The sequence below is a fragment of the Isoalcanivorax indicus genome, from assembly GCF_003259185.1.
GTDB classification, from domain to species: Bacteria; Pseudomonadota; Gammaproteobacteria; order Pseudomonadales; family Alcanivoracaceae; genus Isoalcanivorax; species Isoalcanivorax indicus.
Window position 1 is genome coordinate 406,487 of record NZ_QGMP01000001.1, and the last position, 26,109, is coordinate 432,595.

24 protein-coding genes and 1 tRNA gene are annotated in these 26,109 nt (G+C 64.0%); 18 read left to right on the forward strand and 7 right to left on the reverse strand.

The features are described from left to right. The first annotated feature begins 8 nt into the window (after positions 1-8). From hflK to DKW65_RS01865, 7 genes are all read left to right on the forward strand, one after another. Positions 9-1,196, forward strand: coding sequence for an FtsH protease activity modulator HflK (gene hflK, locus DKW65_RS01835; RefSeq protein WP_111655651.1), 1,188 nt, complete (start codon positions 9-11; stop codon positions 1,194-1,196). Next, complete coding sequence (gene hflC / locus DKW65_RS01840; protein ID WP_245932375.1) at positions 1,196-2,248, forward strand: protease modulator HflC; 1,053 nt, start codon at positions 1,196-1,198, stop codon at positions 2,246-2,248. The genes hflK and hflC overlap by 1 nt, the downstream gene beginning before the upstream one ends. Positions 2,249-2,389: 141 nt before the next feature. Next, positions 2,390-2,581 carry a DUF2065 domain-containing protein gene (locus DKW65_RS01845; protein WP_111655653.1) on the forward strand — a complete coding sequence of 64 codons (192 nt, stop codon included), beginning with the start codon at positions 2,390-2,392 and terminating at the stop codon, positions 2,579-2,581. 6 nt (positions 2,582-2,587) lie between these two features. Further along, complete coding sequence (locus DKW65_RS01850; RefSeq protein ID WP_211315777.1) at positions 2,588-3,784, forward strand: ATP phosphoribosyltransferase regulatory subunit; 1,197 nt, start codon at positions 2,588-2,590, stop codon at positions 3,782-3,784. Next, positions 3,784-5,076: an adenylosuccinate synthase gene (locus DKW65_RS01855; protein ID WP_111655655.1), complete on the forward strand. Its 1,293-nt coding sequence runs from the start codon at positions 3,784-3,786 to the stop codon at positions 5,074-5,076. The genes DKW65_RS01850 and DKW65_RS01855 overlap by 1 nt, the downstream gene beginning before the upstream one ends. Before the next feature lie 146 nt (positions 5,077-5,222). Continuing rightward, the gene (locus DKW65_RS01860) at positions 5,223-5,381 is read left to right on the forward strand and encodes a YqaE/Pmp3 family membrane protein (protein ID WP_111655656.1); all 159 of its coding nucleotides are present in this window, start codon (positions 5,223-5,225) and stop codon (positions 5,379-5,381) included. A 54-nt stretch (positions 5,382-5,435) separates the two neighbouring features. Continuing rightward, positions 5,436-7,883, forward strand: a complete 2,448-nt coding sequence (locus DKW65_RS01865; protein ID WP_111655657.1) for a response regulator — start codon at positions 5,436-5,438, stop codon at positions 7,881-7,883. 4 nt (positions 7,884-7,887) lie between these two features. Here the strand turns inward: DKW65_RS01865 and DKW65_RS01870 are convergent, their stop codons facing one another. Both DKW65_RS01870 and DKW65_RS01875 read right to left on the reverse strand, forming a co-directional pair. Then, the gene (locus tag DKW65_RS01870) at positions 7,888-8,163 is read right to left on the reverse strand and encodes a hypothetical protein (RefSeq protein WP_111655658.1); all 276 of its coding nucleotides are present in this window, start codon (positions 8,161-8,163) and stop codon (positions 7,888-7,890) included. A 235-nt stretch (positions 8,164-8,398) separates the two neighbouring features. Continuing rightward, a tRNA-Leu gene (locus DKW65_RS01875) sits at positions 8,399-8,485 on the reverse strand. 224 nt (positions 8,486-8,709) lie between these two features. Between DKW65_RS01875 and rnr the strand changes: the two genes are divergently transcribed. Together rnr and rlmB are read left to right on the forward strand one after the other, a co-directional pair. Further along, complete coding sequence (gene rnr / locus DKW65_RS01880; protein ID WP_111655659.1) at positions 8,710-11,202, forward strand: ribonuclease R; 2,493 nt, start codon at positions 8,710-8,712, stop codon at positions 11,200-11,202. 30 nt (positions 11,203-11,232) lie between these two features. Further along, the gene (gene rlmB / locus DKW65_RS01885) at positions 11,233-11,988 is read left to right on the forward strand and encodes a 23S rRNA (guanosine(2251)-2'-O)-methyltransferase RlmB (protein WP_111655660.1); all 756 of its coding nucleotides are present in this window, start codon (positions 11,233-11,235) and stop codon (positions 11,986-11,988) included. A gap of 5 nt (positions 11,989-11,993) precedes the next feature. Here rlmB and DKW65_RS01890 read toward each other — a convergent pair whose 3' ends face one another. Further along, a complete protein-coding gene (locus DKW65_RS01890) occupies positions 11,994-12,587 on the reverse strand; it encodes a hypothetical protein (protein WP_111655661.1) in 594 nt (197 codons plus the stop codon). After that, positions 12,562-13,260: a hypothetical protein gene (locus DKW65_RS01895; RefSeq protein WP_162925648.1), complete on the reverse strand. Its 699-nt coding sequence runs from the start codon at positions 13,258-13,260 to the stop codon at positions 12,562-12,564. Before DKW65_RS01895 ends, DKW65_RS01890 begins: the two co-directional genes overlap by 26 nt. Positions 13,261-13,507: 247 nt before the next feature. Between DKW65_RS01895 and rpsF the strand changes: the two genes are divergently transcribed. From rpsF to radA, 7 genes are all read left to right on the forward strand, one after another. Beyond that, positions 13,508-13,849 carry a 30S ribosomal protein S6 gene (gene rpsF, locus DKW65_RS01900; RefSeq protein ID WP_111655663.1) on the forward strand — a complete coding sequence of 114 codons (342 nt, stop codon included), beginning with the start codon at positions 13,508-13,510 and terminating at the stop codon, positions 13,847-13,849. A 23-nt stretch (positions 13,850-13,872) separates the two neighbouring features. Further along, positions 13,873-14,160: a primosomal replication protein N gene (gene priB / locus DKW65_RS01905; protein ID WP_281271666.1), complete on the forward strand. Its 288-nt coding sequence runs from the start codon at positions 13,873-13,875 to the stop codon at positions 14,158-14,160. A gap of 25 nt (positions 14,161-14,185) precedes the next feature. Next, complete coding sequence (rpsR, locus tag DKW65_RS01910) at positions 14,186-14,416, forward strand: 30S ribosomal protein S18 (protein WP_111655665.1); 231 nt, start codon at positions 14,186-14,188, stop codon at positions 14,414-14,416. Positions 14,417-14,444: 28 nt separating this feature from the next. Next, positions 14,445-14,897 (forward strand): 50S ribosomal protein L9, encoded by a 453-nt coding sequence (rplI, locus tag DKW65_RS01915; RefSeq protein WP_111655666.1) that lies wholly within the window; start codon positions 14,445-14,447, stop codon positions 14,895-14,897. Positions 14,898-15,012: 115 nt separating this feature from the next. Next, entirely contained in the window at positions 15,013-16,398 is a 1,386-nt protein-coding gene (gene dnaB, locus DKW65_RS01920) for a replicative DNA helicase (protein ID WP_111655667.1), read from the forward strand. A gap of 21 nt (positions 16,399-16,419) precedes the next feature. After that, positions 16,420-17,496: an alanine racemase gene (alr, locus tag DKW65_RS01925; RefSeq protein WP_111655668.1), complete on the forward strand. Its 1,077-nt coding sequence runs from the start codon at positions 16,420-16,422 to the stop codon at positions 17,494-17,496. Continuing rightward, a complete protein-coding gene (gene radA, locus DKW65_RS01930; RefSeq protein WP_111655669.1) occupies positions 17,496-18,866 on the forward strand; it encodes a DNA repair protein RadA in 1,371 nt (456 codons plus the stop codon). Before alr ends, radA begins: the two co-directional genes overlap by 1 nt. Before the next feature lie 437 nt (positions 18,867-19,303). Here radA and DKW65_RS01935 read toward each other — a convergent pair whose 3' ends face one another. Both DKW65_RS01935 and ettA read right to left on the reverse strand, forming a co-directional pair. Further along, on the reverse strand, positions 19,304-19,669 hold the full coding sequence (locus tag DKW65_RS01935; RefSeq protein ID WP_111655670.1) for a PilZ domain-containing protein: 366 nt from the start codon (positions 19,667-19,669) through the stop codon (positions 19,304-19,306). 7 nt (positions 19,670-19,676) lie between these two features. Next, the gene (gene ettA, locus DKW65_RS01940) at positions 19,677-21,344 is read right to left on the reverse strand and encodes an energy-dependent translational throttle protein EttA (RefSeq protein ID WP_111655671.1); all 1,668 of its coding nucleotides are present in this window, start codon (positions 21,342-21,344) and stop codon (positions 19,677-19,679) included. Positions 21,345-21,618: 274 nt separating this feature from the next. Here ettA and DKW65_RS01945 point away from each other — a divergent pair, with 274 nt between their 5' ends. Together DKW65_RS01945 and DKW65_RS01950 are read left to right on the forward strand one after the other, a co-directional pair. Continuing rightward, entirely contained in the window at positions 21,619-23,898 is a 2,280-nt protein-coding gene (locus DKW65_RS01945) for a hypothetical protein (RefSeq protein WP_111655672.1), read from the forward strand. A gap of 10 nt (positions 23,899-23,908) precedes the next feature. Beyond that, the gene (locus DKW65_RS01950; protein WP_111655673.1) at positions 23,909-24,973 is read left to right on the forward strand and encodes a hypothetical protein; all 1,065 of its coding nucleotides are present in this window, start codon (positions 23,909-23,911) and stop codon (positions 24,971-24,973) included. A 4-nt stretch (positions 24,974-24,977) separates the two neighbouring features. Here the strand turns inward: DKW65_RS01950 and DKW65_RS01955 are convergent, their stop codons facing one another. Next, entirely contained in the window at positions 24,978-25,979 is a 1,002-nt protein-coding gene (locus tag DKW65_RS01955; protein ID WP_111655674.1) for a metal-dependent hydrolase, read from the reverse strand. Positions 25,980-26,109: the final 130 nt, after the last annotated feature.

Genomic DNA, 26,109 nt, shown 5'->3' on the forward strand with positions numbered 1-26,109 from the left:
AGATTTCGATGGCCTGGAACGAACCCGGCGGACAAAAGCCCCGCGACCCCTGGGGGGGCGGCGGTGGTGGCAACAAGAATGATCAGGGACCCCCTGATCTGGACGAGGTAATCCGCAACCTCAAGGACAAGTTGGGTGGCGCCTTTGGTGGCAAGGGCGGCAACAACAGTGGCGGTGGTGGCAGCAGCGCCCCGTCTGGTGGCATCGTGGCGATCGTGATCGCGGTGCTGATCTTCGTGTACGGCTTCTGGGCCTTTTTCCAGGTGGACTCCGCCGAGCAGGGTGTGGTGCTGCGCTTCGGCGAGCTGCATCGCATCGTGGATCCGGGTCTGAACTGGCATCTGCCGCCGTTCGAGGAGTACAGCAAGGTCAATGTGACTCAGGTGAACAGCCACCGCATCAGCGAGGAAATGCTCAGCGGGGACACCAATATCGTCAGTGTGACGCTGGATGTGCAGTATCGCGTGCTGGACCCGGCCGCCTATCTGTTGAAGGTGTCCAACTCCGAGCGTGTGCTGCGCAATGCGACCGAGAGTGCGCTGCGCCACGTGGTGGGTAGCAAGACCATCAACGCGGTACTCAGTTCAGAGCGGGAGGCGCTGCGTTCGGAAGTGCAGCTGCGTTTGCAGGAGTATCTGGATACTTACTCCACCGGTCTGCTGGTGTCCGCCGTGGTGCTGGACAGTACTCAGGCGCCTGCCGCTGTACGCGATGCGTTCCAGGACGTGACGCGTGCCCGAGAGGACGAGGATCGTTTCCAGAAAGAAGCCGAGGCGTATGCCAACGCCGTGATCCCGGAAGCGCGCGGCCGCGCCCAGCGCCTGCGTGAAGAAGCCGAGGCCTATCGGGCCGAGGTGGAGGCCAGGGCGACCGGTGAGGCCAGTCGCTTCAGTGCGTTGCTGACCGAGTACCGTCAGGCACCGGAGGTGACCCGCGAGCGTCTCTATATCGAGACCCTGCAGGAAGTGATCGGCCGCAGCAGCAAGGTGCTGGTGGACGTGCAGGGTGGCGACAGCCTGATCTACCTGCCACTCGACCAGATCATGAAGCAACACCGCGAGCGTGATGCCTCGCCGGACACCAGCAGTGACCGCAGCAGCGGCAACCGCGACAGCGGAAGCAGTGGCAGCGGCAGTGCGTCCGGCGCTAACCAGCAGCCACGCAGTCTCTATGGCCGCACCAGGGAGGTACGCTGATGTCCCCGAGAAGCCTGATGGGTCTGGTAGCCGCCCTGTTCCTGGTCATCGTGGCGCTGGATTCCTATTTCATCGTCAATGAAACCGAGCGCGCGGTACTCAAGCGATTCCAGGAGATTGTGCGCACCGATATTCAGCCCGGTATTCACGGCAAGATGCCGTTTATCGACCAGGTGCTGAAGGTCGATGGTCGTGCGACCGCCTATGAGTTGCCCGCGCAGTCCTACCTGACCTCCGAGCGCAAGCTGATGGATGTCAGTTCCTTCGTGATCTGGCGAGTGGATGATGTCCAGAAGTACGTCACGGTGATCGGCGGTGGGGGAGCCAATAACTCCGAGCGCATGCGCGAAATTGCCCAGCAGCGTCTGAATGCGCGGGTGGCCGAGCGGCTGCGTAATGCGGTGGCCCAGCGCACGGTGCAGCAGGTGGTGGCGGGCCGTCGGGAAGTTATTGTCGACCCGGACAGCCTGGTGGAAGGTAACGGTGGCGCCGGGCCCCGTGAAGTCGGGTTTGGTGACGGCACCGGTGAGGGTGACGAGCCACTGGAAACCATCAGCGCCGAAGAAGCATCACGGCTCGATCCGCAGCAGGATGCGCGTGAGCAGCTGATGGTGGCCGTGCTGGCCGAGGTCAAGGGTGATGCGCTGGAGGATTTCGGTATCGATGTTGTGGATATCCGCCTCAAGCAGGTCGACTGGCCGGATGAGGTGCGCGAGCGGGTGTTCGAGCGGATGCGGGCCGAACGGGCCCGGGATGCTGCCCGGCACCGTTCCGAGGGTCGCGAGGCCGCGGAAATCATCCGCGCCCAGGCTGACCGGCAGCGCACCGTGCTGCTGGCGGATGCCTTCCGTGATGCCGAGCGCACCCGGGGTGAGGGGGATGCCACGGCCGCGCGGATCTACGCGGATGCCTACAACCGTGATCGCGAGTTCTACAGCTTCTACCGCAGCCTGCAGGCTTACCGGGAGACCTTCCGCGATAGCGGTGACGTGATGGTGCTGGAGCCGGATGGCGACTTCTTCCGCTACCTGAAGAGTTCCTCCGGCAACTGACGGGCACGGGCGGGCGGCAATTATGCCGTCCGAAGCGGCCCGGGATGAGTGCCTGGGCCGCGCCAAAGTGCTACCATGCGCAACGCCGAGCCATAATGGCTCGGCGTTTTGCTGTCTGGGTTTCCGCCAGGGCGGGCTGTGATGGACTGGTCTTTGCTGTTCAAGGCGCTGTGTCTGGTGCTGGTGATCGAGGGAATGCTCCTGTTCGCCGCCCCGTCGCGCCTGCGCGAGGCCGCACAGCTGCTGGCCCGGCTGGATGACCGCACGCTGCGACTGATCGGCCTGGTGGCCATGCTCGCTGGCGCCGCCCTGATCAGTCTGTTCCGGATATAGGTAATGATGAATCGCGAAGAACAGTGGCTGTTGCCAGAAGGGGTCGAGGAAGTCCTGCCCGAGCGTGCTGCCGTCATCGAAGGGTTGCGCCGCCGCTTGCTGGACCTGTATGACCGCTGGGGTTACCAGTTGGTGTTTCCGCCCCTGATCGAGTTTCTGGAATCGCTGCTCAATGGCGCTGGTCGTGATCTGGAGCGCGAAACCTTCAAGCTGACCGATCAGCTCAGTGGCCGTTTGATGGGGGTGCGTGCCGACATCACCCCGCAGGTAGCCCGTATGGATGCCCACAGCCTGCGCCGCAGCAGTCCGACCCGGCTGTGTTACTGCAGCACCGCGCTGCGCACCCGTGCGGCCCTGCCGGGCGGATCGCGGATTCCTTACCAGATCGGTGTCGAGCTGTTTGGCCACGATGGCGTGGACAGTGATGCCGAAGTCATCAGCCTGATGCTGACCACCCTGGGCGAGGCCGGGATCAGCGGCATTACCCTGGATCTGGGCAATGTGGCCCTCTACCGTGCGCTGGTGGCTGCGGCAGGACTGAGTGAGGTCGACGAGGCCACCTTGTCGGATATCTATCAGCGCAAGGCACGCACCGAACTGGAGGCGTTCCTGGCGGCCCGTGACCTGCCTGCGCCGATAAGCCGGGCGCTGGCCGCGCTGCCCTGGCTGGCGGGTACGCAGGCGTTTGCCGAGGCGCGCCCGCTGCTGGCCGAGACCGGCGAACAGGTGCTGGCGGCGCTGGCGCAACTGGAGGCGCTGGCCAGCCGCATCCAGACCCTGTTCCCGGCGGTACGCCTGCACCCGGATCTGGGTGAATTGCGCGGTTACCACTATCACACCGGCTGCACCTTCGCGGCCTACCGTGACGGGCAGAGCGAGCCACTGGCCAAGGGCGGCCGCTACGATCATATTGGTGAAGTGTTCGGTCGCGCGCGGCCGGCCACCGGCTTCAGTGCCGATCTCAAGCTGCTGGCCGATTGCCAGCCGCAGCCGCCAGTGCGCGGCATTCTGGCGCCAGCGGGGTCCGATGTGGCCCTGCTGGCGGAAATCGGCCGCCTGCGGGCGGCTGGTGAGCGGGTCGTACAGGCCTTGCCGGGCGTCGATAGCGACCCGGTGGAATTGGGCTGCGACCGGCGCCTGGACGCTGACGGCGATCGCTGGCAGCTTGTGTCTTTCCAACATCGCGGATCAGTAGAGCACTAATGGGCAAGAACGTCGTTATTCTCGGCACCCAGTGGGGTGATGAAGGCAAGGGCAAGATCGTGGATCTGCTCACCGATCAGGTGGGCTGTGTTGCCCGGTTCCAGGGTGGTCACAATGCGGGCCATACGCTGGTGATCGACGGCAAGAAGACGGTGCTGCACCTGATTCCCTCAGGCATCCTGCGCGATGGCGTGCAGTGCCTGATCGGTAATGGTGTGGTGCTGGCGCCGGACGCCTTGCTGCGCGAAATCCGTGGCCTGGAAGACAAGGGCGTGCCGGTGCGTGAGCGCCTGCGCCTGAGTGCCTCCTGCCCGCTGATCCTGCCGGTGCATGTAGCGCTGGATCAGGCCCGCGAGCGCGCCCGGGGTGAGGCCAAGATCGGTACCACCGGTCGTGGTATCGGTCCGGCCTACGAAGACAAGGTCGCGCGCCGTGGCGTGCGTCTGGGCGATCTGTACCAGCGCGAGCGGTTTGCCGCCAAGCTGGGCGAGTTGATGGATTACCACAACTTCGTGCTGCGTAATTACTACAACGCCGAGCCGGTGGACTTCCAGCAGACCCTGGACGAGATGATGGCGTACGCGGAAGAGCTGCGCAGTATGGTCACGGACGTCACCGAAATCCTGCATGCCAAGCGTCGTGCGGGCGAGAGCATCATGTTCGAAGGTGCCCAGGGCACCCTGCTGGATATTGACCACGGCACCTATCCCTATGTGACCTCGTCCAACACCACGGCGGGTGGCACGGCCACCGGTTCCGGTTTCGGGCCCCTGTATCTGGATTACGTGCTGGGGATTACCAAGGCCTATACCACCCGTGTCGGGTCCGGCCCGTTCCCCACCGAGTTGTTCTGTGATGTGGGCGAGCGTCTGGCCGAACGCGGTCATGAGTTCGGCTCCACCACCGGCCGCGCCCGCCGCTGTGGCTGGTTCGATGCGGTGGCGCTCAAGCGCGCCATTGAGATCAGTTCGGTCAGCGGCCTGTGCCTGACCAAGCTGGATGTGCTGGACGGACTCGACACCATCAATATCTGTATCGGTTACAAGGATGCTGACGGCAACAGTTTGTCTGCCGCCTGGGATGCCGATTCCTATGCGCTGATGGAGCCGGTCTACGAGACCCTCCCGGGCTGGAAAGAGTCGACCCTGGGTGCCCGCACCCTGGAGGCACTGCCGGAAAATGCGCGCGCTTACATCCGCCGCATCGAAGAGGTGACTGGCGCGCCGATCGATATCATTTCCACCGGCCCGGACCGCAACGAAACCATTATGCTGCGTCACCCCTTCGCCTGACCTCACCTGGCCGTCACGGGCTCTTGCCGCCCGTGACGGTATCCTCCGAATTTACAAAATAATCCGGTTCTCCGTTGCCGTGCCTGCCGGGCTTCGGTAAAGATGGAGGTACGGCGGCAACGCCGTGCAGCCAGGGAGAACAGGACATGGACATCATCCGTATCATTTTCGCCGTATTGCTGCCGCCACTGGGCGTATTCCTGCAGGTGGGTATCGGTGGCGCCTTCTGGCTCAATATCCTGCTGACATTGCTGGGTTACTTTCCGGGTGTCATCCATGCGGTATATATCATCGGCAAGAAGTAGCGCGCGGCCGCGGGCGCGGCGGCAGTGCACTGAACATCAAGGGGAAGCGCTGGCATGACAGAAGACGCATACGCCGAAAAAATGAAGGCGCTGCGGCTGCAGTACCTGAAGACCCTGCCCGAGCATGCCCGCGTGCTGAACGAGCACTGGCGCCGTTTGCGCCATGTCAGCTGGGAAGCGCAATCGGTACAGGCCATGTACCAGGCGGCTCACAAGCTGGCGGGTAGTGGTGCCACCTTTGGTTTCAGTGACATCACTGACAAAGGGCGTGCACTGGAACAGCTGCTGGTGCCCATGATTGAAACGGGTGAGGTGGCGGCGCCCGCACGGCGGGAGGCCATCCACAATGCCTTGAAGGCACTGATCAGTGCCATGGAAGCCGCCCTGCGGGGTCGCCGCCCGGCTGAGCCGGCCGCACCGGTGGCGGCCGTGCCCGGCGCCGCCGCCCGCGGTGCGCGGATTGCCCTGGTGGAAGATGACGAGATGGTGGCGGGTCAGCTGCGTCTGTGGCTGGAGGAAGCCGGTTACGATGCCATCTGGTTTACCACGCCCGAGGATTTCGAACAGTCACTCAGTCAAGGGCACGTTGACCTGTTGCTGCTGGATGTGAGCTTCCCGGACGCGCCCCTGGGGGGCGTTGACTGGCTGGTGGCGGTACGCGACCGGCTGGGGCAGCGCCTGCCGGTGGTGATGCTGTCGGCGCGCACGGACATGACCTCCCGCCTGCGTGCCATGCGTGCCGGGGCGGCCAGTTACTTGCCCAAGCCGGTGGCGCGCGAAGATCTGGTCTCGCGGGTGCACAGCCTGCTGGAGCATCGCGAAGCGGATCGCCCGCGGGTGTTGCTGGTGGATGATGATGTGGCCCTGTGCAGCTGGATCACCACGGTGCTGGATGAGCAGGGCTTCAGCGTGCGCGCCCTGAATCAGCCGCTGGGCATTCTGGATGCCCTGGAGCGCGCCCGGCCCGATGTGCTGGTGCTGGACTACCAGATGCCGGGCATCAATGGCGTCGAGGTGGCGCGGCTGCTGCGCCAGGATCCGCGCTATCTGGATATTCCGATCCTGTTTGTGTCGGGCGACCCCGAAGCCCTGTCCCGGCAGCACGATTTCAGCATTGTCGGCAATGCCTTCCTGAGCAAGCCGCTGGACCCCGTGCAACTGGGCATGTCCCTGCGCAATCTGCAGCAGCAGGCGCGCCAGGTGTCGAGCCGGATTCGTATGGCCAGTGCCCGGCAGCGGCCGGAGGGGCTGCAGAACCGGGCGTTTTTCCTGTCGGCTCTGAATGAAGCGCTGGGTGCCCAGCGGCTCGCCAGCGGCAGCGGCAGCGGCAGCGGTGAGCTGTTGCTGCACCTTGTGGTGCATAACAGCGATTACCTGCGCCAGCGTCATGGTGTGCTCGGCGCCGCCAGCATTCATGACCGGATCGAGCAAGCGCTGGCAGGACGCCCGGAGGTCGAGGGGCGTGGTTGCATCTGGGGCGAATTCACTTACCTGCTGCGGCTGTCCCTGCCGGAAGGTGAACTGGCGGAGGAATATGCGGAGACCCTGCGTCAGGCCCTGCAGAGCAAGGATTTTGTCGGTGGCGAAGGGCAGAGCGCCGAGTTTTCCGTAGGGGGCGTGGTGCTTGACGGCAGCCATGCCAGCGTCGAGCAGCTGTTGCGCACCGCCGAGAAGGCGTGCGCCGAAGCGCTGCGCGACAAGAGCACCGGCACGGTGCTGGCCGCCACCGACCGCACGGCGGCGCGCAAACCGGCGGATGACGCCCTGCGCCAGGCGATCAAGGCCCGCAACTACCGGCTGATGTTCCAGCCGATCGTCAATCTGGAGAGCAATGAGCCGCTGTTCGAGGCTTCCCTGCGCCTGGAGGACGCGGCGGGCAACAGCTACCTGCCGGCCCAGTTCCTGGAATTCGTGGAGCGCTATGCCGAGGGAGGGCTCACCGGCCTGGATCGCTGGGTCATCGAGCGCACGGTGCAGGAAATGACCCAGTTGCGTGGCAAGGAGGCCGAATCCTGGGCCGTGGTGATCCGCCTGTCGCCGACCGATGAGACGCTGGACAAGCTGTTGCCCTTTATTGCCAACGTGGTGCAGAACTCGCGCCTGAAGGGTTCCCGCCGTGTCTACTTCTCGTTGCCGGAGTCCTTTGTCATGCGCCAGCCTGCCCGGGTGGCCACCCTGTTCGAGCATCTGCGCAAGATGAACTGCGGCGTGATGATCGACGAGGTCGCCGGAGGGAGCAGCACGGAAGGGCTGATGAGCGAGATGCCGGCGCCGGACATGATCAAGCTGGCGGTGGAGTGGAACCAGCACATCCGGCAGCGGGACCAGGCGGGCCCGGTGCTGGCCCGCCTGGCGAGCTATGTCGGCGGCACCGATAACCTGGTGGCGGCCGGTATCGAGGATACGCAGTTGTTTGCGTCCTTCTGGGACGCGGGGATCCGCAACTTTCAGGGCTTCTTCATTCAGGAGCCGTCCGAGGCGCTGGCCTGGGAGGCCCATTGAGCGCTTACTTGCGTCGTTTGATGGTCAGCACCAGAACGATGACGAGCACGATGGCGCCCGCCGGGAAGAACAGCAGTACATTGCGGCGCTTCTCGGCGCGTTCACGCTCGGCGTCGTCGATGGGGCGAATCTCCTGGGGCTGGAACACCGAAGAGGCCTGGGCGGGCGTGGCGACTGGCGGCAGAGAGGCTGTCACCGAGACGGCCAGCACCAGGGCCAGACCGGCAATCAGGCGGCGCAGGGCGCGGGTCAGGCGGGGAACGTGCGCTGTAGCGTGCATGCAAGTACCTCAGAATGGCTGGGTCTCAGAATAGCAGGACCTCAGACGGGTTCAGGCGGTCCGCAGACAAAAAAGGCTCCCATCGGGAGCCTTCCTTATAACTGGTGCCGAGGAGAGGGCAAAAAGCACTGCTTTTTGCGCCTGCGCAGCGACGGGGTATCGCCCGTCGCGTCTCGGCGCTGGCCGGGAGTCCGACCGAGAAACAAGAGAGGCTCCCGTGGGAGCCCTCAATAATTGGTGCCGAGGAGAGGACTTGAACCTCCACGCCCTTTCGAGCACTAGCACCTGAAGCTAGCGTGTCTACCAATTTCACCACCTCGGCAGTCGGGGGTTATTGCCCCCGAGAGCGCGCGTATTCTAGTACACCCGCGTGCCATGTCAAACTTTTCCTGCAAATTTGTGTCCGAGTCAGCGAGTCCCCGATGCGGGCATGGTTGCGCCAGGCGACCGCAAGCCCCACTATTGGGGCACCATTCACTTTTTTGAGGCGGCCGGAAGCCGCATTCAATGCGTCCGAGGGGCGCCTCCTCAGGAAAACCGATTTATATGAGCAAGAAAACCAGAAGTTACCGTGACCCGGAAGAGGCACGGGAAGCTTCGCGTTATGAGCGCCCGGTGGCAAGCCGGGAACTGATACTGCACGTTCTCAACGACCAGGGTCGCCCCCTTACCCGCGACCAGCTGGAAGACCTGCTGGACATCCCCGACCACGATGATGACCGCGAGGCCCTGCGCCGCCGCCTGAAGGCGATGTTGCGCGATGGCCAGCTGGTGCAGAACCGGCGCGGGCAATATGGCGTGGCCGATCGCATGAACCTGATTCCCGGCCGCGTGGTCGGGCACAAGGACGGCTTCGGCTTCGTCGTCACCGACACCCAGGGCGAGGACGACCTGTTCCTGTCACCGCGCCAGATGCAGACGGTGATGGACGGCGACCGGGTCATGGTCAGCGTGGAAGGGCGCAACCGCTTCGGCAAGCTGGAAGCCCGCATCGTCGAGATCATCGAGCGGGCCAGTGCCGAGGTGGTCGGGCGCTTCGTCTTTACTGCTGCGGGGCCGGGCATTGAGCCGGCCAACCGGCGCCAGACCAACGACGTACTGATTACGGACATGAACGGCCTGCGTGTCGAGCCGGGCGACCATGTGCGCGCCGAGATTCTGGGCTATCCCACCGTCAAGGATCCGCACTTGCAGGTCAGGCTGATCGAGGTGATTGCCTCGCCGGACGAGCCGGGCATGGAAGTCGAGGTGGCCCTGCGCAGCCACGATATCCCGTTTGTCTGGCCGCCCGAGGTGGAGGCCGAAGCACGCGGCATCGAAGACACCGTGTCCGAGGCGGCCAAGGGCGGCCGCGTCGACCTGCGCGAGTTCCCGCTGGTCACCATTGATGGTGAAGACGCACGCGATTTCGATGATGCGGTCTATGTGGAGAAACGCCGCTGGCGGCGTGGCTGGCGGCTGATCGTGGCCATCGCCGATGTCTCCCACTATGTCAGGCCGGGTTCGCCGCTGGATACCGAAGCGCATCGCCGGGGCACCTCGGTCTACTTCCCCAACCGGGTGGTGCCGATGCTGCCAGAGAAGCTGTCCAACGGCCTCTGTTCGCTGAATCCGGACGTGGACCGCCTGTGTCTGTTCTGCGAGATGCAGATTTCCGCCAATGGGCGGCTGACCGGCTACAGCTTTGGCGAGGGCGTCATGCGCTCCGTCAAGCGGCTGACCTATACCCAGGTGGGCGCCCTGATCGAGCAACCGGACAGTGAGGCGGCGCAAACCCTGCGTGCTGAGTTGCCGAAGCCGGTGCTGACCGCGCTGACCGAGTTCCACGGCCTGTACCAGGCCCTGCGTGCCCGCCGTGAAGAGCGTGGCGCCATCGACTTCGAAACCGTGGAAACCAAGGTGCTCTTCGATGAGCAGAAGAAGATCAGCGCCATCGAGCCTGCGCATCGCAATGTGGCCCACATGATGATCGAGGAGGCCATGCTGGCCGCCAATATCAGTGCCGCCAAGCTGCTGGAAAAGGCCGCCGTGCCGGCCCTGTTCCGCAACCACGAGCCGCCGAAGAACGAGAAGCTGGAGTCCCTGCGCGAATTCCTCGGGCCGCTGGGCGTCAAGCTGGCCTGGACCGAAAAGGACGGTGCCGCCACGCCTGCCGTCTTCCAGAAGCTGGGCAAGGCGATTGCCAAACGGCCGGACCGGATCCTGATTCAGACGGTGATGCTGCGCTCGCTGACCCAGGCTCGCTACAGCGCCGAAAACAAGGGCCACTTCGGGCTGGCGTACGGCGCCTATACGCACTTTACCTCGCCGATCCGGCGTTACCCGGACCTGCTGGTGCATCGCGCCCTGCGTTACCTGATTCGCAACGGCAAGGAGCCGAAGCACACCCAGAACCCGGGCAAGCTGGCGGCGCTGGACAAGGCGCAGATTCTGCCCTACGACACCAACCATATGGTGGCTCTGGGCGAGCACTGCTCCATGGCCGAGCGGCGCGCGGATGACGCCGCGCGGGATGTGATGCAGTGGCTCAAATGCCAGTACATGCTGCAACACATCGGTGATGTGTTCGAGGGTGTGATCAGTGGCGTGACCGGCTTCGGCCTGTTTGTGCAGATCAATGATCTGTACGTGGATGGCCTGGTGCACGTCGCCAATCTGGACAGCGATTACTATCGCCATGACGAGAAGCGCCATTGTCTGGTAGGCGAGTCGTCCGGGCGCAAGTTCCGTCTGGGCGATGCCGTAAAGGTGCGCGTGGCGGCCGTTCATGTGGAAGATCGCAAGGTCGATCTGCAACTGGCGGACGAGTCGGGCACGCGCGGCCGGGGCCGCAACGACAAGGGGCCGGGCCCGGTACGCAAGGCGCTCGCCGAGGGGCGGATCAATACCGGCGGCGCTGGCAAGAAGGCATCCTCCGGCGGTCGCAAGCCGAAGAAGGCGGCAGCCAAGCCGTCGGGGAGCGCACCGAAGAAAGCGGCGGCCGACAAGACTGGCGCGGAAGGCAAGCGCAGCGGCAGCTCACGCCGTCGGCGGCGTTGAACCGCTAGCGCCTGAACAGGACAGAAACCCATGAGCAAGCCGTTATGGTTTTCCGGTCTGCACGCGGTGGCGGCGATACTGCGCCATCGCCCCGAGGCAGTGCTGGAAATGTATGTGCTGGAGAGCCGCGCCGAACGGGGCGAAGACCGTCTGGAGCGGCTTTGCGTTCAGGCTCGCCGCCAGGGCGTGTCGCCCCGTGCGGTGGGGCGGGACGCGCTGGAGCGCCATGCCGGGCCTCAGCATCAGGGCGTTGCGGTGCGGGCGCGACCGCGCACCCCGGGGGACGACAACAGTCTGCCGGCGCATCTGGAGCGGCTGACGCGGCCGCCGTTGCTGCTGGTGCTGGACGGCGTTACCGACCCGCATAACCTGGGCGCCTGCCTGCGTACCGCTGATGCCGTCGGTGTGGATGGGGTGATTGTGCCGCGCCGCAACGCCTGCGGCCTGACCCCCGTGGCCTGCCGCAGCGCGGCGGGCGCCGCGGAGTCGGTGGCCTATTTCGAGGTGAACAACCTGGCCCGCACGCTGGATGCGCTGCGGGCCGATGGTGTCTGGGTGGTCGGCACCGGCCGTGACAGCGGCAGCCAGCGGCTGCATGATTTCGTGCCCGAGGGTCCGCTGGCCGTGGTCATGGGCGCCGAGGGCGACGGCATGCGCCGCCTGACCCGCGACAAGTGCGACTATCTGCTGGAAATCCCCATGTGCGGTGAGGTTGAAAGCCTCAACGTTTCCGTCGCCTCAGCCGTGGTGCTCTACCATCTGGCCGCCCCCCGCCTGTCATCCTGAACGCACTATCGCAACTGGACCCGCACCGCTGTATCCCTCTCCGGGGTGGGCAGCGGTGGCGGCAGACTGGTGCGCGGAGAAAAACGCTCATCGTCGTCGCCGGGTTGGCGCAGGAGGGGCGGGTGTTGCAGGCCGTCCAGAACGCTTTCCGGCGAGGCATACAGAGCGCCCTCCAGGGCTTCGCTGGCCATGCGTTCGGCGGGCAGGGGGGATAACGGAAAGCTGATGTGGGTCGTGCGGTTGAAGCGGCGCGGTTCCGGGTAGCGCGGCTGCTGGTAGCCGTCGGCATTGCGCACGGCCTGCTCCAGATCTTCCGGGCCGGTCACCTGATGCCAGGGTTTCTCGTAGCGCGCCGTGTCGGAGGGGGCGTCGGTGGTGCCCTGCGCCATGTCTGTGCTGTCACCATACTGGCGCTGCCAGGCCAGCATGTCTGCCACAAAGGCCTGGGTGTCGGCATAGTGGCTGATATCCGGGCGTGGCGGCGGCGCGGCCTGGGCCGTCAGTACCAGCAGCGCCAGAATGCCCGCGATCAGTGTGGCCTGTGCCTGCCCCGGGCGGGCAGGGCGGCGGCGGTCAGCGGTTGCAGTCCGAGCAGGCATAGATGTTGCTCCAGATGCCCAGCACGGCGCCATTGCCGTCGATCAGCATGCGGATGTTGCCGCGCTGGTCGAAGGCCAGTGGCAGAGCGCGTGGATCCTGTGTCTGTTCCCACCGGGCCTGCGTTGCCCGCTCACGATTGGCCTCATCAAGCTGCGCCAGACGGCGCTCGAGATCATCGCCGCGCCAGTCGGCGGGCAGCAGCACATAGGTGCTGCGCGGCAGCGGGCGCGGGGTGTCAGCGAGTTGTGTCAGCAGTCGTGACGACGCCAGTGTCTGGTTGTCCAGATTCGCCATCGGAAAGCTGCGCGAGGTGCTGCGGCCATGCCAGGTGCTGTGGCGTTGGTAGTCGAATGGCGTGCGGCTGTCCGCCTGGGCCACCGCATCGCTGAGGCTCGGCGTGCTGGCGGGCGGGCTCTGGGCCGCTTCCAGGTAGGTGTCAGGGCAGGCTTCGCGGTGGCGCAGTTTCTCGTCCTCAATGCGCTTGAACTGCATGATGTCGACAATGAAGGCGCTGTAGTCGGTGTAATGCTCCAGCAGCGGTCGCTCCGGCAACACGATGGCAGTGTCGCAGTCAGCGGCCAGGGCCGGGGCGCTGCCCAGAGACAGCAGGCCCAGAGGCAGCAGGCCCAGGTGCAGCAGGCGGAGGGCCAGCCGGGTCAGGAAGGTCTTCATGGGGTGTCCCCACTCTTTATTATTGTGATATTCGGGGCGCATCAGGTCGCGCGACTCCAGAATACGGCTTGAGGCCGGGGCTGGCAACGGCCCCGGACAGGCGGTATCGCTTGAGTTTGCCGGGGCTGCGGGCTAGAATCGCGCCCCTTCCCCTGGTCGGCATCTATGTTACCCGGGGACTCCTTGCTTCACCGCACGTTGCCCTGTGGCCTGTGCGGGAGGCTGCCCAATCCGAAAGGAGCATACAATGCGTCACTATGAAATCGTGTTCCTGGTTCATCCGGACCAGAGCGAACAGGTGCCCGCCATGATCGAGCGTTACACCGCGATGATCAAGGAAGCCAAGGGTGCTGTTCACCGTCTTGAAGACTGGGGTCGCCGCCAGTTGGCTTACCCGATCAACAAGATCCACAAGGCACACTACGTGCTGATGAATATCGAGTGCGACGGCGAAACCCTCGCGGAGCTGGAGAACACCTTCCGCTTCAACGACGCCGTGATTCGTAACGCGGTAATCCGCCGCGAAGAAGCTGTTACTGAAGCTTCTCCGCTGGCCAAGTCGAACGAGAAGGAGGAGGTCGCCAGCTGAGCTCCGAGCGTAACAGCTGCGAACTGACCGGCGTCATTCATACACTTGAACGGCCGCGTCTGACCCCCGCCGGGGTCGCCACGAGGAAACTCTGGCTGGAACATCGCTCCCGGCAGGAAGAAGGCGGCGCGCCACGGGAAGTCCAGGCCCGCATGGCCGTGGTACTGACCGGCGAAGCCCTGGTACGGCAGAGCGAGCAGCTCGCCGAAGGGCAGCGCCTCCGGGTGACGGGTTTTCTGGCCCGGGCCGGGTTCAAGGGTGAAGCCCGCGACAGATTGCAGTTACACGCGCAGACGCTGGAAGGTCTCTGACACCGAATATCGAGGAGAAAGTCCCATGGCACGTTTTTTCCGCCGTCGTAAGTTTTGCCGCTTTACTGCGGAAGGTGTAACCCGGATCGACTACAAGGATCTGGACACCCTGAAAGCCTATATCACCGAGACCGGCAAGATTGTCCCGAGCCGTATCACGGGTACCAACGCGCGCTACCAGCGCCAGCTGGCCCAGGCGATCAAACAGGCTCGTTATCTGGCGCTGTTGCCGTACAGCGACTCCCACGACAACTGAGCCCGGACCGGAACAGAGGTAATCGATCATGCAAGTTATTCTGCTGGACAAGATCAAGAATCTGGGCGACCTGGGTGCCGTCGTGGATGTGCGCGCGGGCTATGGCCGCAACTTCCTGATTCCCCAGGGCAAGGCCCTGCCGGCCACCAAGGAAAACCTGGCCGTGGTGGAAGAGCGTCGTGCCGAACTGCAGAAGCAGGCCGAAGAAGCGCTGGCTGCTGCACAGGCCCGTCTCGAGAAGCTGGCTGAAGTTCAGGTCACCATTGGTGCCAAGGCCGGTGACGAAGGCAAGCTGTTCGGCTCTATCGGTACGCGCGACATCGCTGATGCGGTCAGCGCGCAGACCGGCGTCGAGATCGAAAAGGCCGAAGTGAAACTGCCGCTGGGCGCCCTGCGCACCACCGGTGAGTTCGACATCGACCTGCAGCTGCACGCTGAAGTCTCCACCACCGTCAAGGTGGTGATTGTCGCCGAGGCCTGATTCACGCCTGGCGCCATGCCACACCTGGCACTGATTGCCCCTGCGGGGGTGCAGTGCCACAATGCGGGCACTGCCTTCACGGGCAGTGCCCGTTTTGTTTCCGGAATCCCTGCGAATGAATGATGTGACACAGCTGGATCAGCACCTGCCAGAGGCCCTGCGTTTGCCGCCGAATTCGGTGGAGGCGGAACAGGCGGTGCTTGGCGGCCTGATGCTCAACAATGACGCCTGGGACCAGGTCTCGGAGCGCGTCGGTGAGCATGATTTCTACCGCAAGGATCACCGGCTGATCTTCCGTGTCATGGTGCAGCTGGTGGAACAGGACCAGCCGCGCGATCTGGTGACCGTGTCGGAAGCCCTGGAGAACCTGGGCCAGCTGGAGGGCGCCGGTGGCATTGCCTATCTGTCGGAGCTGTCACGCAATACCCCCAGTGCGGCGAATATTTCGGCCTACGCGGATATCGTGCGCGAGCGCTCGATCCTGCGCCAGCTGATCCAGATTTCCCAGAAGGTGGCCGACCGCGCCTTCCGCCCCGAAGGCGCTTCCAGTAGCGAGATTCTTGACCAGGCTGAATCGGCCATCTTCGAGATCGCCGAGCAGCAGAATCGTGGCAGTGGCCCGGAAGGCATCAAGAGCATCCTGAAGAAAGCGGTCGACAAGATCGACGAGCTGTACCGCACCAAGTCGGCGGTGACTGGCCTGTCCACCGGCTTCACCGAACTGGACCGCATGACCTCCGGCATGCAGCCCGCGGACATGATCGTTGTCGCCGCACGGCCCTCCATGGGCAAGACCACCTTCGCGATGAACCTGGTGGAGCATGTGGCGATCAAGGAGGACAAGCCAGTGCTGGTGTTCTCCATGGAGATGCCCTCCGATTCGCTGGTCATGCGGATGCTGTCCTCGCTGGGTCGCATCAATCAGCAGAATGTGCGCTCCGGGCGACTGGATGCGGACGACTGGCCGCGTATCAGTTCGGCCATTCAGCTGTTGTCCGAGCGCAAGTTGTACATCGATGATACGGGCGGCCTGTCGCCCATGGAAATGCGTGCCCGGGCGCGCCGGGTGGCGCGCGAATGCGGTGGCAAGCTGGGCCTCATCATGATCGATTACCTGCAGCTGATGCAGGTGCCGGGCTCCGATAACCGGGTCAACGAAATTTCGGAAATTTCCCGTTCCGTGAAAGGGCTGGCGAAGGAGCTGGAAGTACCGGTAGTGGTGTTGTCGCAGCTGAACCGCTCGCTGGAACAACGCCCCAACAAACGCCCGGTGATGTCTGACCTGCGTGAATCCGGCGCGATCGAGCAGGACGCCGACGTCATCGTGTTCCTGTATCGCGATGAGGTCTACAACAAGGACTCGCAGGAAAAAGGCATTGCCGAAATCATCATCGGCAAGCAACGGAACGGGCCCATCGGCACCATTCGCCTGGCGTTCCGGGGCGAGTTCACCCGCTTCGACGATCTGGCCCCCGAGTACTATCAGGATTACGGCGAATAAGACACCACGGAGAGCAATTCCTTGAGCCGCGGCACCCTGCTTGAAGTACGCCCGGCGGCCCTGGCCGCCAACGCCCGGGAGGCGCGCCGCCGTGCCGGTGGCGCCCGGGTCTACGCCATGGTCAAGGCCAATGCCTACGGGCATGGCATGGCGCTCGCCGCCGAGGCCTTCGCCCCCCATGTAGACGGTTTCGGCGTTGCCGTGCTCGACGAAGCACAGGCCCTGCGCGCGCTGGGCGTGCAGGCGCCGGTCATGCTGCTGGAAGGCCCCTTCGACGCGGCCGAACTGGTTCAGGCCTGCGCCCTGAAGCTGGAACTGGTCATCCACAGCCTCTGGCAGGTGGCACTGCTGGAGGCCGCGCCACAACCGGTCACGGTATGGCTGAAACTGGATACGGGCATGCACCGCGTCGGACTGCCTCTGGACGACGTTGATCCTGCCCTGGCCCGCTTGCAGGCCCTGCCGGGCGTGCAGCTGGCCGGTCTGATGACGCACTTTGCCTGCGCCGACGAACCCCGGGATCCCCTGACGGCACCGCAACGGGCACACCTCACCGCGGTGGCCGCGCGCCACCATCTGCCCTGGACGGCCGCCAACTCCGCCGCCCTGTGCCGCTACCCGGACACCCATGGCGCCCTGGTGCGCCCCGGCATCATGCTCTACGGCGGTTCGCCGCTCGGTGGCACCCCGGCCGCCGAGGTGGGCCTGGCCGTCACCCAGCGCCTGAGCGCCCGCCTGATCGCCATCAATCCGGTGCCCCGGGGCGACAGTGTCGGCTATGGGGCCAGCTGGGTCGCCGAGCGCGACAGCCGCATCGGCGTGGTAGCCATTGGCTATGGCGACGGCTACCCGCGCCATGCACCGGCGGGCACTCCGGTGGCGGTGGCTGGCCAGCGCACCGGTCTGGCGGGCCGTGTGTCCATGGACATGCTGACCATCGACCTGACCGACCTGCCTCGGGTGCAGGTGGGGGATGAGGTGGAGCTGTGGGGCGACACCGTGCCGGTGGATGAGGTCGCCAAAGCCTGCGGCACCATTAGTTACGAGCTTTTTTGCCAGATCACAACGCGCGTCGTACGGCGCGTGGAGAACAGATAATGGCCAAGCGCAAGACCGCCTATGTCTGCACCGAGTGTGGTGCCGATTTCCCCAAATGGTCCGGGCAGTGCGGCGCCTGCGGTGCCTGGAACACCCTGAGCGAATTCGTCACCGATCCCTCCACCCCCGCCAGTACTTCACGCGCACCGGCGCGTACCGGCTTCGCCGGGGAGCTGGCGCCCGTGCAGCGGCTGGACCAGATCGAACTGACCGAAACCCCGCGCATCGGCACCGGCATCGGTGAACTGGACCGGGTGCTGGGCGGCGGCCTGGTGCCGGGCTCTGCGGTCCTTATCGGTGGCCACCCGGGCGCGGGCAAATCGACCCTGCTGTTACAGACCCTGTGCCGACTGGCCGCGCAGCGTTCCTGCCTGTACATCACCGGCGAGGAATCCCCGGCCCAGGTGGCGATGCGTGCCGAACGCCTGCAACTGCCCCGCGACAAGCTGCAACTGGCCGCCGAAACCGATGTCGAGCGCATCCTTGATCTGGCCCGCAAGGAGCGCCCGGCCATTCTCGTGATCGATTCCATCCAGGTGATGTACCTGGCGGCCCTGCAATCTGCGCCGGGTTCCGTAGCCCAGGTGCGTGAGTCCGCCGCTGCCCTGACCCGCTTCGCCAAGCAGACCGGCACCGTGCTGCTGCTGGTCGGGCACGTCACCAAGGACGGCACCCTCGCGGGCCCGAAAGTTCTGGAACACATGATCGACTGCTCGCTGATGCTGGAAGGCTCGTCCGATTCCCGCTTCCGCACCTTGCGCGGTCTGAAGAATCGCTTCGGCGCCGTCAATGAACTGGGCGTCTTCGCCATGACTGGCGAAGGCCTGAAGGAAGTCAAAAATCCCTCGGCCATTTTCCTCAACCGTGCCGAAGAGATCGCCTCCGGTTCCCTGGTGACGGTGGTCTGGGAGGGCACACGCCCGCTGCTGGTCGAACTGCAGGCGCTGGTGGACCAGAGTCATTTCGGCAATCCGCGCCGTGTCTGCGTGGGCCTGGAGCAGAACCGGCTGGCCATGCTGCTGGCGGTGCTGCACCGCCACGGCGGCATCCAGGTGGGCGACCAGGATGTCTTTGCCAACGTGGTGGGCGGCGTCAAGGTCATGGAGACCGGTGCGGATCTGGCCTTGCTGCTGACTATTGTTTCAAGCTTCCGCGATCGGGCGTTGGCGAAAGAGCTGGTGGTGTTCGGCGAGGTGGGGCTGTCCGGTGAAATCCGTCCGGTGCCGCAGGGGCAGGAGCGCCTGGCTGAAGCGGCCAAACACGGGTTTCGTCGTGCGATCATGCCCAAGGGGAACAAGCCCCGGCAGGCGATTCCTGGCATGGAGGTCATCGCGGTCACCACCCTGGCGGAGGCCTTGGAACAGCTCTGACTGGTTTTTGTTGGGCGGTTTCCATTGCTGGTTGGTTAGGTGGTTGTGGCCCTCGGGGGGTGGGTAAGGGGTTTCTGGACACGCTGCAAGTACGTCCATGTAAGCTCTCGTTCGGCATCCATGCCTCTCGAAGGTCCAGAAACCCCTTACCCACCCCCCGAGGGCCGTCACGCGCAGCCCGGATAACAACTTCCAGCCAACCGAAAGGTCTGTTCTTGCGGTGAGCATGCAGCCAGAAGCGGCTTGCGATTGGCACAGAGTGAACGGACACCCCTGAACGTGACGGCCTGCGGGGTGGGGTATGCCTTTTCTGGACTGTCGAGAGGCATGGATGCCGAACGCAAGCCTACAGGGAAGTATTTACGGCGTGTCCAGAAAAGGCATACCCCACCCCGCAGGCCACACCCACCGAACGACAAAGAATGGAACGAGCTTTTCTACTCGGACAACGGCTCTTCCAGCCACAGACGATCCGGGCCTTCGTCGTCGCCAAGGTGCAGGGCCAGGAGGCGGCGCAGGTGCTGCATGGCCTCGACGTCGATGCGCTCGAACGACAGGCCCGCCAGATTGCGGCTGGAACGCACCACCGTGCATTCCAGCGGGATATGGATATCGGAGTCTTCGAGCAGCAGTTTCAGCGTGCAGTGAGCGCCGACAGGCAAAGGGTAGCCTGCCGGCTCATTGACCAGCGCGCCGCGCAGCGACAGGTCCATCACCTCGATGCTGAAGAGATTGCCATCGATGGCGAGGTGCGCCTCACCATCAAACGGCGTGCGCGTATAGCGACGCTTTTCCGTGCTCATGTCTGATTCAGACTCCGATTTTTTTATATTTTGTCCGCTTCGGCTGCAAGGCGTCGTCCCCCAACTTCTTGCGCCGATAGGCTTCGTATTCCGTGTAACTGCCTTCGAACCATTCCACTTCGGAATTGCCTTCAAACGCCAGTATATGCGTCGCGACGCGATCAAGGAACCAGCGATCGTGGGAAATCACCACGGCGCAGCCCGGGAAGGCCAGCAGTGCTTCTTCCAGCGCGCGCAGGGTTTCCACATCCAGATCGTTGGTCGGTTCGTCGAGCAGCAGCACGTTGGCGCCCTGCTTGAGCAGTTTGGCCAGATGCAGCCGGTTGCGTTCACCGCCGGACAGATCCTTGACGCGCTTCTGCTGATCCTGGCCCTTGAAGTTGAAACGGCCAAGATAGGCGCGGGAGGGCACCTCGAAGTTGCCGATCTTGAGGATGTCGGCGCCGCCTGAAATTTCTTCCCACACAGATTTGCTGCCATCCAGGTCTTCGCGGCTCTGATCGACATAGGCCAGCTCGACGGTGTCGCCGATGTCTATCTGGCCGCCGTCCGGTTGCTGTTCGCCGGTGAGGATACGGAACAGCGTGGTCTTGCCCGCGCCGTTGGGGCCGATGATGCCGACAATGGCGCCGCGCGGCACGCTCATGGTCAGGTTTTCATACAGCAACTTGTCGCCAAACTGTTTGCTCACGTTGGTGAGGTCGAACACCTTTTCGCCCAGGCGCGGGCCAGGGGGAATATACAGTTCCTGGGTTTCGTTGCGCTGCTGGAATTCCTGGCTGGCCAGTTCCTCGAAGGCGGCCACTCGGGCCTTGTTCTTGGCGCGGCGGCCTTTCGGGTTCTGGCGTACCCACTCCAGTTCCTTTTCAACGGTCTTGCGGTGCGCGCTTTCGCTTTTGGCCTCACGCTCCAGTCGGGCTTCTTTCTGTTCCAGCCAGGAGGTGTAGTTGCCTTTCCAGGGGATGCCCTCGCCACGGTCGAGTTCCAGAATCCACTCGCAGGAGTTGTCCAGGAAGTAGCGGTCGTGGGTCACGGCGACCACGGTGCCCTGGAAGTCATGCAGGTAGCGTTCCAGCCAGGCCACGGACTCGGCGTCCAGGTGGTTGGTGGGTTCGTCCAGCAGCAGCATGTCCGGGGCTGACAGAATCAGACGGCACAGGGCGACGCGGCGGCGTTCACCGCCAGACAGGTGCTCGACGCTGGCATCCCAGGGCGGCAGGCGCAGGGCATCGGCGGCGATCTCCAGCTTGCGCTCCAGGTTATGCGCGTCGGCGGTTTCGATGATCGCTTCGAGTTTCGCCTGTTCCTCGGCCAACTTGTCGAAGTCGGCATTCTCTTCGGCGTAAGCGGCATAAACCTCTTCCAGTCGCTGCTGTGCGCCGCGGATTTCGCCCAGGGATTCCTCGACGATTTCACGCACGTTCTTGCTGTTGTCCAGCTCCGGTTCCTGCGGCAGGTAACCGATCTTGATGCCCGGCTGGGGGCGCGCCTCGCCGATATAGTCCTTGTCGACCCCGGCCATGATGCGCAACAGGGTGGATTTGCCTGAACCGTTGAGGCCGAGCACGCCGATCTTGGCGCCCGGGAAAAACGACAGGGAAATATCCTTGAGAATATGTTTCTTGGGCGGGACGACCTTGCCGACCCGGTCCATGGTGAAGATGTACTGAGACATTAGCGGGCTGCCATAAGAATCAAAGGGTTATCCGGAATATATTCCGGCTTTCGTCAGGCTGCATACGCTATCCGAAAGCGCGACGTGATGAAAGGCCGGGCGTGCCCTCCCTCATATGGGGGGCGCCGGGTGGCCGGGGCAGGCCTAGTCTGGGGCGCGCGGGTAGCCGCTTCGTCTCCAGCCTCTCAGCTCGAAGGCGTGTGTCCAGAGTGGCCAATGTGGCCATCCAATCAGGGACAGCTTTTCCCTCTATCTTTATACAAGGAGTAGTGTGATGGCCCGTTTAAGCCATTTTCGTTACATGGCCGCCGTGGGGACTGTGGCCCTGGCGGCCATGGTGCTGACCGCGTGCGGCGGCAGTTCTTCATCATCGTCCCGAACCCCTCCGCCGGCCGAGGGCGCGACCCTGGGCGGCGGTGCCGCCAAAGGCATCGTGCGCAATGGGCTGGTTGAGGCCTTTCCGGCAGATGACGCCGAGGCGTCGCCGCTGGCAACCGCCTTTACCGATCCGGTGAATGGCACCTACAGCCTGGCGCTGCCGGTTGGCACCCAGGGCGCCGTGCGGCTGTTGCTGCGAGCGCCGACTTCGGAAGAGCGGGGTGAGCGGGATGCCGCCACCGTGGTTTGTGATGCGCCGATCTGTGTGCCGGCTGTCGGCGAGACGCCGGCTGTGGCGTTCGGTGATACCTATCCGCTGACCTTTGAGATGAGCAGCCTGGTGCAGGTGGATGACACGTCCCTGACGGTCAGCGCCGCCATCACACCGCTGACCACCCTGGTGGAGCGCCACTACGCCGGTCAGCCGACCGGGGCGCGGAATGTGCGCTCATCCAACAACGTGGTGCGCAACCTGCTGGGCCTGGCGCGGGACCCCGCCCTGATGCAGCCGGTGGATCTGACCGTGGCCAACCATCAGGCTGACATTGCCGACGTGCGCGACACCCTGCTGAATGCCTCCTTCGCTGTGCTGGCGGCGCAGGAAGGCGGGAACTTCTCGGCGGTGATTGCGGCGCTGGAAACGGACATTGCGGCAAACAGCCTGCAGCGCGACAGCATTGATCAGCTGGCCGGTGCCATCAGCGATGTGCGTGATGCGGTGAATGTCGAGATCAATGGCCTGGATGTTGCGGCAACGCTGGCGAGCGAGCCGGTGAACGCGGTGCTCGAGAGCTGTGATCCGGGCGCCTGTGTTGCTGATGCCGAGCTGGATATTCCGGAAGATGCGGTGGCAGAAGCGAAACAGTTTGTGGCCCGCCTGCGTGGTGTTGTCGAGGACTTTATCAACACCTATCTGGATAACGACAACCACTTCGAGGTGCGTGACACGGTGCGCGCCCGCCTGGACGATGTCGGGCACATCGCCAATCTGCTGGTGGACGAAGATGATGACCTCAACGGCATGCCGAACGACTTTGGTGAAGCGGCTGTGGCGATGGCGGTGCATCTGCTGATTGGCGATGGCGAGAATATTTCGCTGGAAGAGGCGCTGATCCAGATGTTCGATTTCTTTGAGGATGGTCTGGAAGGCCGGGATATCGACACCGCGGCGGGCACGGTCGTCGTGAGCGCGGATGGCGAGACGGCCACCTTGTCTGCTGGCAGTCTGCGCGGCGCGACGCTCAATATCTCCGTCGGGCTTGCTGATGTGATGGCGGATCTGGATGAGGAACTGGCGACCATCGGGCCGGTCTTCACCGCATCGCTGGGCGGCACCGCGCAGCGCAGTGGCAACCAGTTCGAGGTGGACGACGAGACGCGCTTGTTGATTCGTCTTAACGAGGCACACGCGTTGCCGTTGGGCGACAACGAACTCGAGGGCGATTTTCCGCCAGCCAGTCTGGTGCTCGAAGAAGTCGATTTTCGCGGTGGCCTGACCATTTCGCGGGGCGCGACACCGGGTGTGGAAGCGGGCGCTTTTACGGGTAACTTCCGCTTGCAACTGGTGCGTAATGCCTCACTGGCCGACGCCATCGGTGATGAACTGGATCTCGAGGGTGATGGCGAGGGTGCCACGCTGGCACGTCAGCTGCTGATTGTGCCCCGTGTACTCACGCTGTCCGGTGATTTCCAGGCGGGCGAAACGAATTTCCGCGCCAGCTTTGCACTGCAACTGGACAACATTGGCAGTGTCGAGATCAGCGATCTGGATGACGTGGCAGCCAATGAAAATGCGGATAACTTCCTGGCGGGCACGTTCTCCCTGAACACCTTTGCGCGCCTGGCCAACAATCTGCCTGCGGGCGATATCACCCTGGTAGCCACCCGCTCCGGCTTCCTGGCAGCCGAGTTTTCCCTGACCGCCGTGCTGGGCAGTGACACCATCCGTTTCCGGACCGAACTGGACAGTGATGCCGATTCACTGGGTGACGCGCTGGTCGATGCGGCGTTGCCGTTGATTACCATCGACGATACTCAGGGCATGTCGATCCAGATTGATCCGAACCGGGGTGCCGGTGTGATCATGCGCGACGGGGCCGATCTGGGCACGGTGCGTGATGAAAACGGCACGCTGCTGATCAGCTGGCGCGACGGCAGCATCGAAACGCTCTACTGAAGTCGCTTCGATGATGTTGATCCGAGGGGGCGCCCGCGTACTGGTCATGTTGATGGCCTGCGCGGGCGCTCCCGCTTTTGCCCAGACGATATTTGCAGAGCTGACCTCCCGGGCGGTGGCCGAACCGGTGCCCGTCAAGGCCTTTGCGGGTCAGTGGCAAGCGCCATTGCGTGACGGGCGTCAGGGCTGGACCCGCAACCGGTTATTGCTGGGGGTGCAGTCGGGTTCGATGTCGCTGGCGTATCTCCAGCGCTACGACCATGTCCTGCGTTTTTCGCCGGATACCGCTGACATTTATTGGCGCGACCGCAACGATCAACCGCTGGCAGAGGATCGTGATTACACGCTGTTCCTGGACGCCCGGCATCAACGCAGCCAGGGGCTCAGAATCGGCTGGCATGGGGCCACGTCATCGGGTTTCGGTGTCGATGCCTGGGTCAGTCTGCTGCAGGGCATGGACTTGCAGGAAGGCCGGTTGCAGGGGCAGTTGTCTGCGGACGAAGACCGCTACGCCGGGCAGGCGACGATCGATTATCGCTACAGCCGCGATCTGCTGTTTGATCATCAGGTGCCCGCACCGGATGGCTACGGGGCTGCGCTGGATGTGCGACTGCACTGGCAGGGTGAGCGTCTTGCCCTGGCGCTGGAGATCCAGGATGCCTGGTCCCGGTTGGTGTGGCGCGATGCGCCGTTTACGCGGGGCGGTATCGATAGCGAAGGGCGCAATGATGACGGCTTCAGTTTGCGGCCACTGTTCAGTGGGGTGCGGGGTGTTTCCGGTTTCCATCAACAGTTGCCGCGTTACACGCGCTTTGAAAGCCGCTGGCAGCATGACCGCTGGCAGTGGCGTCTGGATGGGGAATATTTTCTGGAACGGTTATACCTGCGGCCGGGTGTCAGCCTGCAACAGGGTGGCCTTGACGTGTATGCCGGGTACGAAGCCCGTATGGGGCAATGGCACCTGGGTGTCAGTGACCGGCAGCGCCGCCTGGCGCTGCAACTGGGCACCGATGAGCTTGCCGTGCATCGCGCTCACAGTTTGACGGTGCAACTGCAGGCGCGTTTTTCATTCTAGCTATTCATTCCAGTTCTGCGCTCCGCAGGCGCCGCCACAACCAGCCCAGCTGGCCACTGCTGTAGCGGGTTTCCAGTTGGTAGGGGGTGATGGCCTGCCAGCCTGTGTCCTGGTCCTGTGTTGCCAGCGCGAAGCGGAACACGTAGGAATCACGCATGCCCATGCGCAGATCGCTCAGGATCAGGGTGTTGTCCTGTTCGCGCACACTGTAGAAGCCGTGGGTGAAACGGCGCAGCCGATCTACATGGGGGAGCGCATGCAGCGGCTCAAGCTGCTCAGGCGTTTGCACATGCCGGGTGAAGGTGGGCGCCGGGTGGCCGTCAATCAGGGAGTAGAAGCCCTCGTAATAGCCGTCATCATCCATCACCACGATGCGCCAGATCAGCGTGTTGAAGGCACCCGGGGTGGTCAGCACCCGCTCATGGGGCATGTTTTCCCGGGCCAGATACTCGCGCACCACGGTGTCGGTATGCCATTTGGCGCCGCAAGCCCAGGCCAGGTACAGGCAGCTCAGCACCAGCCCCACGGTATTGGCGCGCATGCCCCGGTCAGTATCCCGGGCGAACAGGGCGATCCCGACACCGATCAGCAGCGGCAGGGTATACAGCGGATCAATGATGAAGATGACCGAGCCGCTGACGGGATAATCGCTCAGCGGCCAGAACAACTGGGTGCCATACACGGTGAAGGCATCCAGCAAGACATGGGTGGTCAGCACCAGAAAGATCAGGGCATACCAGCGCCCGCGCAGGTGCGCGGTGTCCGGGTGCAGGCGCCTTGCCAGCCATACCAGCAGGGGCGTGATCGCCGCTATCACCAGCAATGAATGGCTGAAGCCCCGGTGCTCGGTGAAGGCGGCTACGTCGTTGGCGGCTGGCAGGAAGACGTCAAGGTCTGGCAGGGTGCCCAGCAGGGCGCCCCAGAGGGCCGCTCGGCGGCCGATCTGACGGCCCAGCACGGCATGTCCCACGGCGCTGCCAAGGGCGATCTGGGTAATGGAATCCATGAAATACGCCTGTTTCCCCGGGTTTCACCCGCACTCTGGCAGCCTTTGACCATGGCGAGCGTGAAGATGACCGCGGCGCATGCTGGCATGAGGCCTCCGCAAGTGCGCGGCGCGGCGCAGTCGGGTAGAA

Bases quoted from the DNA above. Each gene is read 5' to 3' on its own strand.
- hflK (WP_111655651.1), top strand. From the start codon at position 9: ATGGCCTGGAACGAACCCGGCGGACAAAAGCCCCGCGACCCCTGGGGG.
- hflC (WP_245932375.1), top strand. From the start codon at position 1,196: ATGTCCCCGAGAAGCCTGATGGGTCTGGTAGCCGCCCTGTTCCTGGTC.
- DKW65_RS01845 (WP_111655653.1), top strand. From the start codon at position 2,390: ATGGACTGGTCTTTGCTGTTCAAGGCGCTGTGTCTGGTGCTGGTGATC.
- DKW65_RS01850 (WP_211315777.1), top strand. From the start codon at position 2,588: ATGAATCGCGAAGAACAGTGGCTGTTGCCAGAAGGGGTCGAGGAAGTC.
- DKW65_RS01855 (WP_111655655.1), top strand. From the start codon at position 3,784: ATGGGCAAGAACGTCGTTATTCTCGGCACCCAGTGGGGTGATGAAGGC.
- DKW65_RS01860 (WP_111655656.1), top strand. From the start codon at position 5,223: ATGGACATCATCCGTATCATTTTCGCCGTATTGCTGCCGCCACTGGGC.
- DKW65_RS01865 (WP_111655657.1), top strand. From the start codon at position 5,436: ATGACAGAAGACGCATACGCCGAAAAAATGAAGGCGCTGCGGCTGCAG.
- DKW65_RS01870 (WP_111655658.1), bottom strand. From the start codon at position 8,163: ATGCACGCTACAGCGCACGTTCCCCGCCTGACCCGCGCCCTGCGCCGC.
- rnr (WP_111655659.1), top strand. From the start codon at position 8,710: ATGAGCAAGAAAACCAGAAGTTACCGTGACCCGGAAGAGGCACGGGAA.
- rlmB (WP_111655660.1), top strand. From the start codon at position 11,233: ATGAGCAAGCCGTTATGGTTTTCCGGTCTGCACGCGGTGGCGGCGATA.
- DKW65_RS01890 (WP_111655661.1), bottom strand. From the start codon at position 12,587: ATGCCTGCTCGGACTGCAACCGCTGACCGCCGCCGCCCTGCCCGCCCG.
- DKW65_RS01895 (WP_162925648.1), bottom strand. From the start codon at position 13,260: ATGAAGACCTTCCTGACCCGGCTGGCCCTCCGCCTGCTGCACCTGGGC.
- rpsF (WP_111655663.1), top strand. From the start codon at position 13,508: ATGCGTCACTATGAAATCGTGTTCCTGGTTCATCCGGACCAGAGCGAA.
- rpsR (WP_111655665.1), top strand. From the start codon at position 14,186: ATGGCACGTTTTTTCCGCCGTCGTAAGTTTTGCCGCTTTACTGCGGAA.
- rplI (WP_111655666.1), top strand. From the start codon at position 14,445: ATGCAAGTTATTCTGCTGGACAAGATCAAGAATCTGGGCGACCTGGGT.
- dnaB (WP_111655667.1), top strand. From the start codon at position 15,013: ATGAATGATGTGACACAGCTGGATCAGCACCTGCCAGAGGCCCTGCGT.
- radA (WP_111655669.1), top strand. From the start codon at position 17,496: ATGGCCAAGCGCAAGACCGCCTATGTCTGCACCGAGTGTGGTGCCGAT.
- DKW65_RS01935 (WP_111655670.1), bottom strand. From the start codon at position 19,669: ATGAGCACGGAAAAGCGTCGCTATACGCGCACGCCGTTTGATGGTGAG.
- ettA (WP_111655671.1), bottom strand. From the start codon at position 21,344: ATGTCTCAGTACATCTTCACCATGGACCGGGTCGGCAAGGTCGTCCCG.
- DKW65_RS01945 (WP_111655672.1), top strand. From the start codon at position 21,619: ATGGCCCGTTTAAGCCATTTTCGTTACATGGCCGCCGTGGGGACTGTG.
- DKW65_RS01950 (WP_111655673.1), top strand. From the start codon at position 23,909: ATGATGTTGATCCGAGGGGGCGCCCGCGTACTGGTCATGTTGATGGCC.
- DKW65_RS01955 (WP_111655674.1), bottom strand. From the start codon at position 25,979: ATGGATTCCATTACCCAGATCGCCCTTGGCAGCGCCGTGGGACATGCC.